Here is an 18,826-nt window from a genome sequence, read left to right on the forward strand (position 1 = left end):
AAAGGGAGGCAAGAAGAATGAAGAAAACATTGAAACAAGTAGGGTCCGTTGTATTGCTTTCTGCACTAGTCATTTCGGTAAGCGCATGTGGCGATGATACGAGTAGTACGAGCTCATCGGCAGCGCCACAGGCAAGTAGCGAAGCTCAGCCGCCAAAGCTGTCCAAATTGACGTATTGGGTAGCTAATCATTCTGCAGCCTCAGGTCAAATGAAAACGTACGCTGAAATGGGCATGTATAAGGAGCTCGAAAAAGCTACTGGTGTCAAGGTTGACTTCCAGCATCCTCCACTTGAGGTTCCACAAGCGCAAGAGCAATTTAACTTAATGATTGCGACAAACGAGCTTCCGGATGTTATTGAAGCGAGCTGGGGAGCAACAAGCGGTGCCGTTATTCGCTATCCAGGCGGACCGGAAAAAGCAATTTTAGATAAGAAAATCATTAAGCTAAACGATCTCATCGACAAATATGCCCCGAACCTGAAGAAGCTGCTTGCCGCTCATCCAGATTGGAAAAAGCAGATTTCAACGGATGAAGGAAGCATCTATGCGTTCCCGTTCTTGCGTGGTGATGATAAAGTCAGAGTGTTTTTTGGTCCATCGATCCGTCAAGATTGGCTGGATAAGCTGGGCTTGAAGATGCCGACGACCATCGATGAATGGTACACCGTGCTGAAAGCTTTTAAAGAAAAAGATCCAAATGGCAATGGTAAAGCGGATGAGATTCCAATTTATCTAGATAAAAATTTATTCTCAACCGACGCTCCTTTCCTTGGCGCATGGGGCGTTAACTACAGCTTCTATCAAGATAACGGCACTGTAAAATACGGCCCGATTCAGCCTGAATATAAAGAATTCCTGGCAACCATGAACAAATGGTACAAAGAAGGCTTACTCGATAAGGATTTCGCAGCTCCGAACGATAAATTATTCGATAACAAAATGACGACCAACCTCCTGGGTGCAACGGCTTCCTTCAATGGGGGAGGCATTGGGAAATATGCGGGTCTCATGAAGGATAAAGATCCTAAATTCGATTTGGAAGCGGCTCCATATCCTGTATTGAAAGCTGGCGACAAAGCGATATGGGGACAAAAGGATTTTGCTTATAACGGTGTTGGGGCAGCTATCTCGGTAGTCAACAAGAACCCAATCGAAACGGTGAAATGGCTCGATTACGCTTATGGAGAGAAAGGCGATCTGCTGTTCAACTACGGTGTAGAAGGCACGAGCTACAAGATGGAGAATGGCAAAGCAACCTTCTTACCGGAGATTTTGAACCCGCCAGCGGGAACGAGCATTCAGCAATCCATTGCTAAATATAATCGTGCTACATGGAGTGCACCTTTCGTGCTTAGCGATAATTTCCAAATGCAATATCTGGCTTTGCCACAGCAGAAGAAAGCCTTGGAAATCTGGTCGAAACCAACAGCTGAGCGTAAGATTCCGCTTGTTTCTCCGACGCAGGATGAAAGCAGCAAATTCGCTTCTATCGTCACGGACATCCAAACGTATCAAGACGAAATGCTCTTGAAATTCATCATGGGCGTAGAACCTATTGATAATTTTGATTCCTATGTGAAAAAGATTAAGAGCATGGGCATTGATGATGCGATCAAAATCCAGCAAGGTGCTTTGGAGCGTTTCAATAAACGCTAAGGAAACGTTGGGGGATGAACAGCGTAGAGGGTTTATCCCCTTTTCTAAATAGAAACGTTGAAAGAAAGGGTAGGGAGACGATGAGGCAAAGCCATACACCAGTTGAGGCCGTACAGGCCGTAAATATAAAGAAACCCTATCGCAATCCGACTGTGCTGGAAACCATACGTGGGGATTTAAAACGGCATTGGTCCATTTATGTGATGGCCATTCCCGTTATTGCGTATTACTTGATTTTTCATTATGGACCGATGTACGGATTGCAAATTGCGTTTAAAGATTTCTCCCCAGCGAAAGGAATTCTGGGAAGTCCATGGGTTGGATTTAAACATTTCGAAAGCTTTTTTAACGGGATTTACTTCTGGCGATTAATCAAAAATACCATCTTAATTAACCTCTACGATCTGCTGTTCGGTTTCCCGGCAGCCATCATTCTGGCGTTATTGCTGAACGAAATCCGCCATAGCGTATTTAAAAGGGTTGTGCAGTCAATCTCCTATTTGCCGCATTTTATCTCGATTGTTGTTGTGGCGGGGATGATGATCGACTTTCTTAGCCGCAATGGTCTCATAAATCAACTTATAGGCAGCTTTGGCATTGAACCTATAGATTTCTTACAAAAGGAAGGTTGGTTCCGTTTCCTATTCGTTTCCTCTGGTATCTGGCAAGGGATCGGCTGGGGCTCCATCGTTTATTTGGCAGCAATGGCGACGATCGATCCGACGTTGTATGAGGCGGCCAGAATGGATGGCGCAAACCGCTGGAAGCAGACGCTGCATATAACGATTCCGGGCATCATGCCGACGATCGTCATCCTATTTATTTTACAAATGGGTAATATGCTGACGGTCGGCAGTGAAAAGGTGCTCTTGCTTTACAACCCGCTGACCTATGGAACGGCTGATGTGATTTCAACCTATGTTTACCGCAAAGGGGTATTAGAAGCAAGTTATAGCTTTACTGCTGCTGTCGGGCTATTCAACTCGGTTATCAGCTTTATTCTGATCGTTGCCGCCAATAGCTTCGTTAAGCGAATCAGCGAGAACAAACTGTGGTAAGGAGATTTGCACATGAAATTAACCAGTGGGGAACGAACATTTGGCTACTTCAATATTCTGTTGATGCTCGTGCTTTGCGCGGTCACCCTATATCCATTCTTGTACGTGGCTTTCGCTTCGATTAGCGATGCGACATCCTTGCTGCAGCATCGCGGTATCATGCTCAAACCGGCAGGGTTTGATCTTGGTGCCTACAAAGCGGTTTTTGCGAACCCGATGATCGTGAAAGGGTATCAGAATACCCTGCTATACGTCGTACTCGGTACAACAATCAATCTATTCATGACAGCGATTGGTGCCTATGTGTTGTCTAGGCCGAATCTCTATTTTAAAAATATCATCATGTTTTTTATCGTCGTGACGATGGTGTTCCATGGGGGACTTATTCCAAGTTACCTGCTCGTGAACGATCTCGGCATGATGAATACGATGTGGGCGATCCTCATTCCAGGTGCAATCAACACGTTCAATATGATTATCATGCGTACTTCTTTTCAAGGCATCCCCGTCAGCTTGGAGGAATCCGCTAGAATGGATGGCGCAGGCGACTGGAAGATTTTATTCCGAATTGTCATTCCTCTATCGATGCCGGTCATTGCTGTCATGATTTTGTGGTATGCGGTAGGGCACTGGAATTCTTACTTTAGCGCACTGGTCTATCTGCGGAATAGGGAAGCTTATCCCCTCCAGCTCGTGCTCCGTGAAATTTTGATTTCTAACAATACGGACTCGATGATGGCAGGTGGAGGCGATGACAAATATGCCATCGGAGAAACGATTAAATATGCGGCGATTATCGTCTCAACACTCCCAATTATTTGTTTGTATCCGTTTCTTCAGAAGTATTTTGTTCAAGGTGTGTTGATTGGAGCGATTAAGGAGTAGACTTGCGCAAGATCACCACGATATGGAGGCAAAAGGAGAGATACGTGTGAGAGGCGTAACGTTCGAGAATGCTCCGAGCAGCTGGGACGAGGCTTTACCGATCGGCAACGGTCATTTTGGGGGCATGGCGTATTTCGAGGATAACAAGCTGACGCTAGCGCTTAATCATTACGAGGTTTATTATCAAAAGCTCCATCGGTATAGTCAGAAGTATCGAAATGGGGAAGGCCCTGATTTCATGCTTCAATATGGGCGGACATTGGAAGAGTTAAAGCAGCTGGCGACTGATAGGTATCGCGATCCCGAGCAGGAGCCAGTTGTTCTATATGGCGATGCGTTAAATGCGAACAGTATGTATAGAAAATATGGTAAGCCATCCGGTGGAACCTCCCATTATCCGACTGGTGAAATTGGGCTCTTTCCTTCTGAAGATCTGGCAGAACCTGATGATTACTCCTTAGGGCTTGATTTGGAAGAGGCAGTTATTCACTTGCGAGTGCAGAAGGGGCTTGATCAGCTTGAAGTGAAGACCCGGATAGCTCAGGATCGCGACTTGGTCATCACCGAAATTAAGCAGACAGCGTCATCCTTGTTGCAATCCGTAGCGATGTCCATCCCACTGGGTAGATATGTTGATATGCAAGTGGCGTATCATCGTCTGGATGAGAAGACCTTCTACTATCAAGGCAGCTTTTATCCCGATGGTGAGGATAAGGAACAATATGAACCGTTCACGTTCATTGTGATGATGAGGATCGTTGGGGCTGAAGGGCGCGTCGTTAGTTCCGCCGATTCCCTCCGAATTGTACTTGAAGATGCGCAGGAAAACATAACATTGCTTACAACGGTGGTCACAGAGGAAGAAACCAAGGAACTACTTCCAACTGCTCTGAGGAGACTGAATGAGGCATCATCACAATTACAGATCAGGATAGCCCATCATCAATCACATTGGCGCAGCTTCTGGTCACGTTCCTCCATCACCTTGCCGGATAAACTGATCGAAGAACTCTGGTATATCAATTTATATGCGATCGCTTGCTGCAGTGGAAAAGGCGGTAGAATGCGCGAGCAAGCATGCGGATTGAATGGACTATGGGATATCAAACAGCCGACCAAGTGGGGCAGTATGTGGTACTGGGACGTGAATATTCAAGCGGCGTTTTGGCCGCTTTATACGGCTAATCACCTTGAAGTTGCCGAAGCGTTCAATGACGGGTTATTATCCTATGTTGATCTAGCGACGCAGATGTCGAAGCAGTTTCATGGTCTGGAAGGCATTGCCGGGGATTATCCGCATGCGTTGTATGTCAGCATTTGGCCTTGGTGTGCGCAGTTCCTGTGGGACTATTATCGATACAGTATGGACCCTGATTTCCTTAGGGATAAGGCGTACCCGCTGTTTAAGCAGATTGCACGATTTTTCGAAGGCTATTTGCAGGTGAATCCGAAGTCAGGATACTATGAGATATTCCCTGATATTTCGCCGGAACAGGGTCCTTTGACTCGAAACTCAACCTGCAGTCTGTCTGTGGTTAAATATGTCTTAAGGATCGCGATGGAAGCGAACGAGCGGCTTGGTGAAGATGAGGCGGATCAGCTGAAGTGGAAGCAATTGATAGACAATTTGGCGCCATATCCAAGGGTTGATTCCAATCGCTATGGGGATGTCCTCAGGGATTCTGAATGGGCACCTGCTGATTTGCATCTGCGGCATCCTTCGCTGCTAATGCCGATTTATCCGATTGGAGAAATCAACAAAGACAGTGAGCCTACATTGAGGAAAAGAGCAGAGAATACGCTTCGTTATGCGGAAAATCACACGGAATACGGCATGTTTCAGTTCGGGTGGCTTTCCTGTGCGGCCTCAAGATTGGGCAAGGGCAATACGGCGCTTAGGCTGCTGTATGAGCAAGGCATCGATTTGTCGCTCAGGAGCAACGGTCTGTTTGCGGAAGAAACGGAACGCTGGATGAACTACTGCAACATCACGAACGAACCGTTATACCATCCACACATGATGGAGGCTTCGGGAGAAATGGTGGCGGCGGTGAACGAAATGCTGCTGCAAAGCTATGATGGCGTGATCGAGGTTTTCCCTGCGCTGCCTTCAGGCGAGCCTGAACCGGAACGGACGATTGGTTTGTATGACCATGCGGTTGAGTCGAGAGTAAAGCAATATGAGAAATGGAGCGATTGCTCCTTTCAGGGCTTGCTGGCCGTAGGCGCTTTTGAAGTGAGTGCTGAGCGGAAAGCGGGTCGAACGACTTGGGTTTTGATCCGTAGTAGGGCAGGGAACAAGGTTGTGATGCGCAACCCATTTCATGCGAGCAAACAAGTGCTTGTTTCCAGTAAAGTGGGTTATTCGTGGGATGCAGTGGATTTTGTGCAGGACAATGACCGCATTTCATTTGTGACAGAGCCGGGAGGGGAGTACGCCTTGTATCCGCATACGGAATCCTTACTGCCTGAGCTGTATGCAGCAGATTCCGCTGGCCAAACGGACGGTAAAAGCCGCCCATTGGTACATGAAGCCCACACCCATCGGAGAGTGTTTCTCGGAAAAAACCAAGACACACAGCACTACAGAACGTTGGACCATTTTACTTTTGACTATTACTCGGGAAATTACCGTGAATCCAGGCTGGCTGCGTATCGGCTTGATTGTGGGGTAGCTTCTCATTTGCTGGACAAAGATTATTATCGTGTGCTGCCAAGACAGGTCCATATGGAAGGTGTCCTCGGGCAAACCTTTCGTAAAATAACGCCAGAGACTGTGTTTAATCCTTACACAGGGATCGGATGGGAGAGCAGAGATCTCATTGCTTTGGATCGCGGAGAGCCCGACGAGCTGCGCAGGGATTTCATCGGCGGAACGGGTGAAGCCACGTTCATCGTGGAGCTTCCGAAGGGGCGTTATGATGTGCTCTTCGTAACAGGGGACAATGAGGCGCCGTCCTACACGGAGGTTGAAGTTGTAGGGCAAAGTACGTGGAAGCCGGAATTGGCGCTGAGAGCCGGTCAATTTGTCACGGAGATCCTGCCCATCACACAGAGAAAGAACGGATATGTAAGAATTAGATTTCGCGCCTGTGAAGGTTTGCAATGGCGAGTAAATGCGTTGATTATCAATAAAAATTACACGTATTTATAGAAGAATTTTCTGCTGAAAAGAAAGTGAAATGGAGTTTACCCCTGATTTATGTTCGGTTCACAGGTGGCAAAAATGCAAAAGAGCATCCTTTTTAGTGGAAATCACTTCAGCATTTTAAATACATGCAAAAAGGCATCTTTTGGGGTCGAATAGGTCTATACAGAGCTGAACATACAGAAATTGATGCCTATTTGCATCAATGTTAGATGAAATCGTGTAATTGATAGAGAAAAGTTGCCCTTTTGCATTTCTCAGCGTGGAGAGTGCTGGTCGAGGGAGTTACCACTCGTTGCGGACGGAATTTACTTCGAAGCTTATCTTCACTTTGTGGAGTAGAATAGCAGCTGCTCGCCCTCGAAGGACTTCGATAGAAGGTTTTCTCATTCAGAAATAGCTACTGACGATTTCTAAGATGGACTGATTTATTCTCTAGATGCCTGTATTTCATACTTAAATACAATGGAACTGAGAACTAAGCAGTATTCAGGCTCTAACCGGTGAAGCATACTTGGAGGCAGGTACTCGGGCAACAAGTGTTGGTACCAAACAAGCATAGGCAAAACCGCAAGCCAGCGCGAATTTACAATTAATTGGGAGGGAAAAAATTTGAGCAAAATGAAATGCAGGATTCTGAGCATGATATTGGTTTTGGTCATGATGCTGTCGTTAATCGGCGATAACCTTGCGCCATTGACAGCATTTGCAGCCGACCCACATGGATCCGAGGCTGAGTTGATCAGCGTGGTGGGGGAGACGCTCGAGCAGGGCGGAGGAGACGGACAACAAACCGTCATACAGCCGCTCTCTGCAAGCGCTCCCAATGTAACGTTTACCATCAACAAAGACGGCCAGCCGTTTGGCGGGCACGGCAAAACGTTCACGCTGCGGCAGAATGGGGAAATAATTGATAACGGTTCCGACATTGGCGGCACGGTTACATTTGACGTTTATGACGGCACATATAACATTTTTGATGGCAGCGTCGACACTGGCGAAACAGTCGCCGTCTCTGGAACCGCTGCCAAAACGCTCAACTACTACACGGTTGAATTCAGGGCAGAGGATACTGGTTCGTCTAATGGTTCAGCTATCATCGCTAAATACAACGACAACTTCATTGCCAGCGGTGCTGTGGTTCTCGGCGGCAAAACGTTAGTGATTACCGCCGAAGGAAGGGGGGCGATGTCATCGCCGCCGGACGTGCTCGAAGCCGGGTATTCGTACAAATGGAGCGGTGAAGGGGCCAACAATCAAACCACCGACGCGATCACGATTAACAATCTGGACAAAAAGATTGATGTGCTCTGCATCGTGAAGGGAAGTCTGAGGCTGTACGCTGCGGGCAGAAATAGCGCAAATGCTGCTAAAGCATACTATACACTGCCGGAGGTTTTGACTAGTGGACAAATGACGGTTCAGTTCGACTATGTCACAACGGCAACCAGCCCGAACACGGCAGTCTCCTTGGTTCAAAGTGGTGCCGCAGCGAATGCGGATGTCGACAAAATGAACGCCCTTGTGCGGTTCAATACGGGTATTGGCGCATATAACGGCACAGGGTGGGGTGCCGATGTCATTTCCCCTTTAGTGGCAAATAAGGTGTATCATGTAAAAATTACGATTAATATGACTACTAAAACATACAGCGCATGGGTAACGCCGGATGGCGGATCGGAGACAAAAATAGCCACTGACTTTGCGTTCAGGGCAAAAAATCCTACTAACATTGGTGAGCTCCGGGTGCTTGATACAAGGAACTCAGGCAATAACAATGCTACAAGGCTAATGTGGGTTGAGAATATATCCGTTTCCAAGAAGCCAGAGCTGACGGTGCTTCTGGATGGAGAACCGCATCCTGACATTAGCGAAATGGAGTTCGTACTGATGCAAGAAAGTGTCGTAAAGGCTACCGGCGTCAAGAATGGCAACAAGGTTGTCTTTAACGAGACGTTGATCGACGGCATATATGACATATATGTCAATAGCACTAATTCTAACGTAAAGCTCACGATCACCAACGGGGGAGGCAGCGCGACGATCGATCTGGGCTCTGAAGAGAGCAGAGCGAGGAAAGCGCTGCAAGAACTTGTCACGACCATTGAGGGGCGTGGTCTTAAAGAAGACCGCTACACCTCGGCTACATGGGTGCCGTTTGCCACGGCATTGGCCGGGGCGAAAAACTCGCTTCTCGACGAGACAGCGTTAGCAGTAACACTTAATACTGCGTTGAGCAACTTGAGCAACGCGTATGAAGCGCTTGTGCTGATCCCGCGTGCCAACGGCATCTACAAGGCTGCGTACGCGGATAAGTTTGGCGGCACCGTAGTTCGCACCAACATTGGTAACACTAGCAACGGAGCAACGTATCCAAATGGCAGCTACTCGTCGCCACCGGCTGGTCAACCTAACGACAGATCTGTTCTAGGCGGCTTATACACAGGCAGCGACCCCCAAACCTATCGGGCGAAGCGCGGTGCTGGCGTTACGTTCCCTTTTACCATCCACAAAGATGGTGAATACGGATTTATGCTGAAGTTCTCCCGTGTCAATTACGAAATTGAGGACTATATCAGCGTGTATGTGAACTACGACCAGGTCGAAAAAAATGAAGACGGCTCTCCGAAAACGCCTGGTGATTACCGTATTCCCCTCGCTGGCAGGGACAGCGAGCTTGTGTTTGTTGAGTCCGACATCTGGACGATGGGACTGAAAGAAGGCGACACCATTTCTCTGGTGCTCGACACCTCCAGTCTTGACGTAGTGGACTATCCGGACAAGGGCCTTGTGAATATCGACTATATCTCCGTCTGGGAGGTAGAGGAGTCCTACCAATACGATTCCTTCAACCGCAACTTCTACCTTCTGTCGGGCACTGAAATCATTATTCCGGAACCCGTGAGCTTCCCACTCACCTGGAGCAGCAGTGACACGGAGATTGCGACAGTGGACCCTGTGACTGGAAGGATTCATACGATTAAGGCTGGGGACGTCGTCATTACGTCCACTGGTACCGGCGGCACGTTTAAGTACAATCTGTACATTAAGAATAACGAAGGCGAGATTACGTTGAAAACCGCTCAAGTCTCGCTGTGGGATACGGCAAACAATGTATTCGACCCACCGGCGGCGGTACGGAATAGCAACGCCAGTGAAGTCCCGCAGAACATCCCGATCGCGTTAACCGGCCTTAGCGGCGGGATTAGGGTAGGCAATGGGTTTGTGGATACGATGGACTATGTCCCGGTCGGCTCGTCTATTGAAATCGACGTTCCCGATGCCGTCGTGAAAAAGCCCGGTATGTATGACATCACCCTGAACTATGCGAAAGGCAGCTCTCAGGCGAGCGGCCAATTGGGGTTGCTTGTGAACGGCCAGCTTGCAGGCACATTATATACGAGGACAACGGCCAGCCTCACCAGTACGGAACAGTCGAACATCGTTACGGTGTATTTGAAACCCGGCGATACAATCGGCATCCGGACGATCGTCAATCCGAAGGACGCCGTTGGACGCTTTAACAGTTTGACGGTGACCGAGAACGTAGCGATTCCGCCGTCATCTATTACACTGTCCACGGTCACTAGCGTGAATCATCAGGACCAGACAACGCTGAATTATACAACGGTCCCAGCGAACGCTACGCCAGCCTTTGTCTGGACAGCCGCCAACACCGACATAGTGTCCGTATACGGCAACCTAGTGGTCGGAGAAAATGTTGGTGAGACAACTGTTACGGCGACTTCCCTATATAATCCAGAGATTAAGTCAACCGGCACGGTGACGGTTGCAGAAAACAGCAGCATTTTCAGCATTGAAAGCGATGAAGTAAAGGTCTATCTGGATAGGGACTTCCCCCGTGCCATCCAGTATGAGATGAAGGACAGCGGTGCGAAGATCGACGGCAACCGTAACAAGCTGGACACGCTCAAGTTGACCACTGGCATGACATATAGCTTAAATACGTCACAGGGGTTGACAGGTTCAACGGTTAAGAACTACAAGCCTGTCGTTACATCCAGTGAGCCAATCCTGAACGCAGACGGCAGCCAGCATGTTATCTATACCCTACAAGTGACCGAGTTGAACGCGGAAATAAAGATCAAGGCGACGGTCGAGGGGATGGTACTCAAGTTTGATTTTATTGAGATTAAGGAGGATCCCGCCAACCGTATTTTCATCATCGAAATACCGAATCATAATCCGGTAACTGTCAGCAATTTTACTACTGGCTCCTCATTTGCCGGTTCCAAAATGGAAAGCAACATCGGAAGGAGCGGCGATAGCTTTTACAATATCAAAGATATGATGACTGGCTCTGATTATTATAACTACGCCTTTGTTTCAAACGGCAGCGTGGCCGCCAGCATTCAGAGTAACGCCTTCGGATTGACGGACGGCAGTGTGGCAAGACGCGTTTTCGCTGACACCAAGAGAAACGATTCGCTGGTCACAACGAGTCTGCTCAGCGGATCCTGGGTATGGCGATTCCCTGACGCTACCAAGAAATTCCTTGATAATGAGGGTAGATACGGAGAAGAGGAAGCCTTAATAACCAGAACGTATACAGATGAACCATACGACAGGGATATGCCGCATGTCTGGGTCGTGCTGGCTGAAGAAAACAATAACGATGGCATCGTTAACTGGCAGGATGCGGCCAATGAGTACCGCAGCGTCGCTAAAGTGGCAGTCGGCTCGGACAAAATTGCCGACGCGGTCGTACAACGGCTGATTATGTCACAGGGTAACGAATCCAACTACCCTTATCTGGCATCTGTGGACGAAACCAAGCGGATCTGGCTGCATACGGACGGCTTGGGACAAATCATCCTGCAAAAATACCATAACGCAGGCAACTGGGGCGACTTCAGCGTCTACGATGACCAACTAGGCGGCTTAGACGAGTTCCGGAAGTTTACCGACATTACGACCAATCAGTACAACAGCTTTGTCGGTGTTCACACCAACTTTACAGAGTATTTCGCGAAGGTTGACCAGTTCAGCTATGAAAACGTCGAAATGCAAGCCGACGGAATCACCCCGCGAAGCAAGGGTTATGTGGCGTTCGGTTACTACCTGCACCAAGCCTATGTAATCGACGACCAGTTGGATGCGTTGACCCGAGATAATGATAATGAGGCAAGCCAAGAAAAAAGCCGTTATGAGCGCATGAATCGTTTTAAAACCGATATCCCGGATTTGGGATTCATTTACAGCGATGTGTTCTCTCACAATGGCTGGCGCGGAAACGCCCTGGCACGGGATTACGAGGATAATGGCCTTGCGTATTTCGTGGAGTGGCCATACGTCGCAGAAGACTCCGCCGCATGGGCGCACTGGTCCGTGGAAAAGAGCTATAGCCCAGCGTCGCTCAAGGGATATTCTAGCGATATTGCCCGGTTTATCTTCAACGATTCCAAAGACCGCTGGGATAACTACACGACCGACAACTGGAAGGCCGACATTGAGGAAACCCGAGTGCCGAACAGTGCCTTCCTGCTGATGGGCGCCGATACGACCTCCTACGAGGGCTGGGTGCACAATGGTATCAACGAATATGACTCGATTGTTGAGAAAATTTATCGCAACAACATCCCAACCAAGTACATGCAGCACTTCCCCGTTACGCGCATGGAAAAGGATAAGAATGGTTGGGCGGACTACATCGAGTTTAATAACGGAGAAGTGAAGGTTTATGCAGAGGGTTATGAGAACCTCAATAACGAAACAAGAAACAGCAAACGCATCATGGAAAAAGACGGAAAGAAGATTTACGAGCAGGTTAACGCAATCGGCACGGATCAAGGTTCAACCAAGTACCTGATACCGTGGAACGAAGGCGACATGCAAAAGCTTGATGAGCAAGAACAAAAGGAGATCAAACTATATCATTGGAACGATGACGGCGGCAGTACGACCTGGGAACTCCCCGACAGTTGGGCGGGCCTCAATACCGTCTACATGTATAAGTTGTCCGACCTGGGCAAGTCTACTGAGCAGGTTCTTACAGTAGTAAATGGAAAAGTTACTATCAATACGGATGCAAGAACCCCGTACGTGGTGTACAAAGAACAGCAGGATATGGATGTGGACGTCGACTTTGGCGAGGGACAATATGTGAATAACCCCGGCTTCAGCACAGGCAACAACCTCAAAGGTTGGAAAACTGTAAATGGAAATCCCGAAGTAGTGCGTAACGACAACACAACTATGCCACTCTTCACCACTGACGGAGCCGTAGCGCAGCCTAACTCAAATGCCGACAACCATGGCAGAAGCCGCAACTGGGAGCTTGCCGTTAAGGACGGTAACGAAACGGAGGTCAGCCAGACAATCACCGGCCTGACACCAGGCGACGAGTACGCTGTTTCGGTTATGGTGGAGGTACAACGTGGGAAAACGCGCAAGGCGTCACTCATCGTGGATACAGATGGAGCTAGGCGTTCCAGTTACACAGATTCCTCCGTCTTGCTCAACTATGACCGCTATGACTCCAAAGAAAAAACCAGTATGCTCCGTATGCGCGTCGTATTCACCGCAGATGCACCTACGGCAACAATCCGGTTGCACGCCGAGGCGGGCGAAGGCGAGGTGCGTTTTGACAACGTGCGCATGTACAGGACTACCACGCCAACACCGAAGATTCCAGTGACGGACGGGAAAATTATCCTGTATCAAGATTTCGAATCCGCGCCGGACGGAACAACTGAAGCGGGTACATCCATCAACAAACCTACTTTTGAGGGCTTCTTACCCTTTAATCTTGGCAACGGCGGAGGGTTTCGTGAAGCCAGAACAATCATGCAGCGCCGACATGATCCTTATACGCAAAACAATACTGTACCTGTTTGGAGCAGTAACGCTCCCGAAAGTGTAAGAAACTTTGTGCAGCCAACGAAAGACCAAGAGGGTAATACGGTTACTGGCCAATGGTGGGATACCACGACCATCCCGGTTGATCTGGTTGTGGACGGCAAAACCTCATTCTCTAACATCACCGGCAGTGCGGGCATCATGTACCAAACCACACCTCAGAGCCTCCGGTTTGAAGAGGGCAAGACATACCGTATCAGCTTTGACTACCAGACCGGCCTAAATGGCATCTTCGCCTTTGTGCTCGGGAGTGGTATGAAAGGGACACTAAGTCAGAAAGTTTCTTCGACAACCGTGGAATTTACAGGGCTTCAGCACCATGATTATCTGCAAGGCACGATGGGCCCGTATTTTAACAATGTGATATCGAACCGGTCAGACGGCAGCGTGCCAATAACCGCGATGCCTGAAGGCTGGGCGGCCAACGGCACCTACCGCAACACCGACATTAAGAAAGCGGTTCCGAACTGGAAAGGTTATTATGAGTACGAGTTCGTGAGCACATCCGACCAGACTTGGTTCGGAATCTTGCGGAACAATGACTCACCGATGCCGAGCGATAACCCCAACCCGTTTATCATCGACAATCTGCTAATCGTGGAAGTAGGCAATGTTGACTCGGGAGACGCAACGCTTTCTAATCTGACCGTTAGCGCAGGCGTACTGTCTCCGGAATTCAGCTCTGACATTACGAGCTACGCAGTAAATGTGGATAATAGTGTCAGCAGTATGACCATTACTGCCACAAATAACCACATCGGCGCTACGGTCAGCGGAGCAGGAGTAAAATCTTTGAGCGTAGGGCTGAATACATTTGAGGTAGTTGTTACTGCCGAGGATGGTACGCAGAAAACCTATACGGTAGCTGTGAATCGTGCTGGGAAAGCCGCTTCCAATGACGCAACGCTTTCTAACCTGACGGTTAGCGGAGGCGTACTGTCTCCAGAATTCAGCTCGGACATTACGAGCTACGCAGTAAATGTGGATTACAGTGTCAGCAGTATTACCATCACTGCCACAAATAACCACAGCGCTGCGACGGTCAGCGGAGCGGGAGTAAAATCTTTGAGCGTAGGGCTGAATACATTTGAAGTGCTTGTTACCGCAGAGGATGGTACGCACAAAACCTATACGATAGCAGTGACTCGTGCCAGCACACCGCAGACAGACACCGGTTCAGAAGGCACCGGCTCTGAGGGCAGCGGTTCTGGGGACACTAGCACGGAGACTCCTTCTCAGCCTGTCCCGACGATCACTCCGAAGCCAGTCGAAAATGCGTGGATCCTCCAGGTTGAGGAAAATACTGATGCAACCACCATCATTGAAGGCACATCGGAGCAAACGAAAGCAGCTGTAGATGCCGTGGCGGCAACTGCAGCGAACAACGCAGACACAAGTGTGACCATTGTGGCAGTTGCACCTCCGGTGATTGTGAAAACATCAGGGGATATCAACAAACCTTACGCTGTAACCGTAGATATTCAACCCGACGAGGACAAAGCGGAATTCACTACATTAGCAATCGTGAATGCCGATGGTACGTTGACCCCGGTACCTACCAAGATGAATAGTGATGGTACGGTAACCGTCATCGTCCGCGGAGATGTCACGTTGGTGCCGGTGAACGTCAAGTCCAATTTCATCGATGCGATCGGGCACTACGCAAATGATGAAATTAAGAGGGCAGCAGAGTTGATGCTGATCGTTGGCGTGGGTGACAACAGATTCGCCCCATCAGCGTCAGTTACTGTTGCAGAAGCCAGCACGATGTTCCTACGGGCACTTGGGATTCCGGTTAATAAAGACGCTTCTGCCGTGAATGGGGTAGATCAGAACAAATGGTATGCTGATATTGTCAATACCGCGACTGATAGTAAGCTGATTGACATAACCGAAAATAACATTGACTTTGACAGCCCCATGACTCGCATTCAGACAGCGACATTAATTGTCAACGCTCTGAAGGCTTTGAACATGAATCCTACGATGTCTATTCAGGAGGCAGATGAGTTATGGCTGAAAGACTTCAACGATCTGCCAGGGCTGACGGCGTCAGAGCGTATCGATCTGGCTATCTCTGTCAAGCTGGGTATCTTTCAAGGTAATGGCGATGGAACCATGACCCCGCACGCCACTTTGCAGCGAGCTCACTTGGCAAGTCTAGCGGTTAGGTTTCAGGATAATATTCTGAAACGAAACTAACATGGAGCTGACCAAGCTCGAAAGCTACTGGTATAACGGGCTCCAGCTACAGTGGTGGAAGCGCCTCGGCGTATGAGTTCAAGGTATATAAGTAATGGAAAGGGAGCTAGGCGGCGTGTTTGCTGCTTGGCTCCTTTTGTTTTTGCCTTGTATATGGTCAAAAATGAAAAAATACACTTATTTTTAGGTCAAATATATAAAATTAGGTAAATTAGTGCGAAAGTGCAACCTTTTGCACCGAAAGGTGCCAAAAGGAGGCGTACCGACAGAAATAGTTGCACTTTTGCAAGCATTTCGGATCGAGAGATTTAAATGGTAGAAAAGGTTGCACTTTTGCATCTTTGACAAGCTTCACAGTTGTATTAACGACATAAAAATAGTTCTTGATTTCACATTTGGTTTATGCAGGTACTTGACAGCCGTGTGCTATATTAAAATAACCACACTTAGGAGGCATCTCATGTTTCAGCAAATGAATCAGACTTATACTGGCGTAAACTTTGGCACACAAGATTTAAGATACGGGGAGCTCATAGGCTGCACATTTGATAGTTGTTTGTTTGCAAACGGATCACTAGAGGAGATCACGTCCAATAACTGCCGATTCATAGCGTGTGATTTTCGCGGTGCATCGCTAAACGGCTCCATTCATAAAGAGTCCGCGTTTGAAAATTGTAACTTTAACGGAGCGAATCTGTTTGTCTCGAAATTTGAACATTGCAAAATGATGGGATCGGATTTTTCAAGTGCCAATTTGGACGGGATTACGATTTACCGAGGAGATTGGTCATACACCAATTTAAGACATAGCCGATTAGTTAGACAGGACTTACGTGGAGTTAAATTTCATGAAGCAGACTTCTCAGGAGCCAATTTGGAAAAAGCTGATTTAAGAGATAGTGATCTGACGATGGCTATACTGGCAAAAGCTAAGCTGCAGGGTACGGATGTAAGAGGGGCTAAAATGGTAGGTGTAGATTTCAAATCATTGACGATGACAGGTATGCGAATCGATCGTGAGCAATCCGTCTTATTTGCGCTATCATATGGGGCTAAGGTAGATTGATAGTCCCTTTATGGTATAATGTCTGTGCAAATAAGGAGGCGAGGGTTACATTATGGCAGTCTTTCAGTACAATCAGGAACGATTATATCGGAAGGATCCGGATCTTCATTTGCTGTATTGGGGCAAAGAGGATTGTAAACCCGGTCATACCGTAGGGCCTGGGGTCCGTGATTTATACAAAATACATTTTATCCATAAAGGAAAAGGACTTGTTCGTATCGGAAATGAGACGCATCAGCTGAATCCGGGGCAAGGATTTCTCATCTACCCGCATGTGATTAGCTATTATGAAGCGGACCAAGCTGAGCCTTGGACGTATTCGTGGATTGGCTTTCAAGGGGCGCAGGTGGAATCGATCTTATCTCGAACACGATTATCGCCAGAACATGCCGTTTTTCCGATGGATCGGAAAGTAATGCCAACGATGTATGAGCAATTGACAGAGGCTAATGCCCATGCATACAGTGCTGATCTACAGCTCAAGGTGATCTTATATGAGTTTATGACAGCCCTCCTTGAAGTGGCTCCAGCCTCTTCGAGCAGAGATGTACTTCCTAATAAGTGGGATAGTTATATGATCCAAAGTATGGAATTCATACATGCTCACTATAATGAGTCTATTTCAATTGAGGGGCTTGCTTCGCTTCTCAAATTGGATCGCAAATATTTTTCGGCCATTTTCAAAGAAGCGACAGGGCTGCCTCCCCAACAATATCTCTTGCAATATCGAATGAATAAAGCAAGTGAATTGCTGGAGAAGAGCAACTATGCCATAGGGGAAATTGCGAATTCAGTCGGATACCAAGATCAACTGATTTTCTCTAAAATGTTTAAACGCGTAAAAGGCGTATCGCCCAAACGATATCGGAATAAGACGTAATACAAATGATCTAGACGCTGGCTCACTTAAGCATTCAGAATCCCATCGATTGCGGTTAACTCCTCTTGGGTAAACACGGGAGCCTTCAACGCTTGGGCGGCATCTTCAATTTGGCTGACTTTACTCGCGCCGATTAAGGCTGAAGTCACTCGACCACCTCGCAGCACCCAAGCCAGCGCCATTTGAGACATTTTCTGACCACGTTCATTCGCAAGTGCATTTAGTTGTCTGACTTTCGAAATCCGCTCTTCATTAATATCAGTCTCTTTTAGGAAAACGCTTGAGCTTGCAGCTCGTGAATCCAGCGCAATTCCGTTCAAATAACGGTCAGTGAGAATCCCTTTAAATAATGGTGAAAAAGCAATCGAGCCGATGCCTTCTTCATCCAATACATCCTGAAGCCCCTCTTCAATCCAGCGGTTCATCATGGAATAACTCGGCTGATGAATGACACAAGGCGTCCCTAATCGTTTCAAAATTCGGGAAGCTTCTTTCGTCTCCTCAGGCTTGTAGTTGGAAAGACCAACATATAGCGCTTTGCCTTGTTGAACGATCTGATGCAAGGCAGCCATCGTTTCTTCAAGCGGTGTATTCGGGTCTGGGCGGTGATGATAAAAGATGTCGACATAGTCGACTTGCATACGCTTCAAGCTTTGATCCAGGCTGGCAATAAGATTCTTCTTGGAACCCCACTCCCCATAAGGCCCTGGCCACATATAGTAACCTGCTTTTGTCGAAATGATCATCTCATCTCGATATGCAGCGAAATCACCTTTCAGCATTTTCCCAAACATCTCTTCTGCAGAACCAGGCGGCGGGCCATAATTGTTCGCTAAATCGAAGTGCGTAATCCCTAAATCAAAAGCTCTCTTGAGCATCGTTCTGCCGTTCTCGAACGTGTCAATCCCGCCAAAATTGTGCCATAGTCCTAACGAAATGGCCGGCAGTTTCAGGCCGCTTCGACCACTACGGTTATAGGTCATTGCCTCATATCTGGATGAACTAGCTGAATAACTCATCATTGAACCTCCTAATTAGGTGAATAAGTTA

8 protein-coding genes are annotated in these 18,826 nt (G+C 47.9%); 7 read left to right on the forward strand and 1 reads right to left on the reverse strand.

Translation table 11 applies throughout. The features are described from left to right. Positions 1 to 17 precede the first annotated feature (17 nt). The 7 genes from AC58QG_RS16855 to AC58QG_RS16885 all read left to right on the forward strand — a co-directional run bounded on the left by AC58QG_RS16855 (position 18) and on the right by AC58QG_RS16885 (position 17,776). Positions 18 to 1,658 carry a type 2 periplasmic-binding domain-containing protein gene (locus AC58QG_RS16855; RefSeq protein WP_497363272.1) on the forward strand — a complete coding sequence of 547 codons (1,641 nt, stop codon included), beginning with the start codon at positions 18 to 20 and terminating at the stop codon, positions 1,656 to 1,658. A gap of 80 nt (positions 1,659 to 1,738) precedes the next feature. After that, positions 1,739 to 2,716, forward strand: a complete 978-nt coding sequence (locus AC58QG_RS16860) for an ABC transporter permease (protein ID WP_497363273.1) — start codon at positions 1,739 to 1,741, stop codon at positions 2,714 to 2,716. Positions 2,717 to 2,728: 12 nt separating this feature from the next. Continuing rightward, positions 2,729 to 3,601 (forward strand): carbohydrate ABC transporter permease, encoded by an 873-nt coding sequence (locus AC58QG_RS16865; RefSeq protein ID WP_497363274.1) that lies wholly within the window; start codon positions 2,729 to 2,731, stop codon positions 3,599 to 3,601. Positions 3,602 to 3,647: 46 nt separating this feature from the next. Next, the gene (locus AC58QG_RS16870; RefSeq protein WP_497363275.1) at positions 3,648 to 6,755 is read left to right on the forward strand and encodes a glycosyl hydrolase family 95 catalytic domain-containing protein; all 3,108 of its coding nucleotides are present in this window, start codon (positions 3,648 to 3,650) and stop codon (positions 6,753 to 6,755) included. A 615-nt stretch (positions 6,756 to 7,370) separates the two neighbouring features. Continuing rightward, a complete protein-coding gene (locus AC58QG_RS16875; RefSeq protein WP_497363276.1) occupies positions 7,371 to 15,830 on the forward strand; it encodes an endo-alpha-N-acetylgalactosaminidase family protein in 8,460 nt (2,819 codons plus the stop codon). Between the two features lie 460 nt (positions 15,831 to 16,290). Next, a complete protein-coding gene (locus AC58QG_RS16880) occupies positions 16,291 to 16,896 on the forward strand; it encodes a pentapeptide repeat-containing protein (protein ID WP_497363277.1) in 606 nt (201 codons plus the stop codon). A 52-nt stretch (positions 16,897 to 16,948) separates the two neighbouring features. Then, positions 16,949 to 17,776: an AraC family transcriptional regulator gene (locus AC58QG_RS16885; RefSeq protein ID WP_497363278.1), complete on the forward strand. Its 828-nt coding sequence runs from the start codon at positions 16,949 to 16,951 to the stop codon at positions 17,774 to 17,776. A 26-nt stretch (positions 17,777 to 17,802) separates the two neighbouring features. On the opposite strand, the gene AC58QG_RS16890 is transcribed toward AC58QG_RS16885, so the two are convergent. Next, positions 17,803 to 18,795, reverse strand: coding sequence for an aldo/keto reductase (locus tag AC58QG_RS16890; RefSeq protein WP_497363471.1), 993 nt, complete (start codon positions 18,793 to 18,795; stop codon positions 17,803 to 17,805). Positions 18,796 to 18,826: the final 31 nt, after the last annotated feature.

The organism is Paenibacillus sp. J22P169 (assembly GCF_059691995.1).

Coding starts and splice junctions, on each gene's coding strand:
- AC58QG_RS16855 (WP_497363272.1), top strand. CDS start 18: ATGAAGAAAACATTGAAACAAGTAGGGTCCGTTGTATTGCTTTCTGCA.
- AC58QG_RS16860 (WP_497363273.1), top strand. CDS start 1,739: ATGAGGCAAAGCCATACACCAGTTGAGGCCGTACAGGCCGTAAATATA.
- AC58QG_RS16865 (WP_497363274.1), top strand. CDS start 2,729: ATGAAATTAACCAGTGGGGAACGAACATTTGGCTACTTCAATATTCTG.
- AC58QG_RS16880 (WP_497363277.1), top strand. CDS start 16,291: ATGTTTCAGCAAATGAATCAGACTTATACTGGCGTAAACTTTGGCACA.
- AC58QG_RS16885 (WP_497363278.1), top strand. CDS start 16,949: ATGGCAGTCTTTCAGTACAATCAGGAACGATTATATCGGAAGGATCCG.
- AC58QG_RS16875 (WP_497363276.1), top strand. CDS start 7,371: ATGAAATGCAGGATTCTGAGCATGATATTGGTTTTGGTCATGATGCTG.
- AC58QG_RS16890 (WP_497363471.1), bottom strand. CDS start 18,795: ATGAGTTATTCAGCTAGTTCATCCAGATATGAGGCAATGACCTATAAC.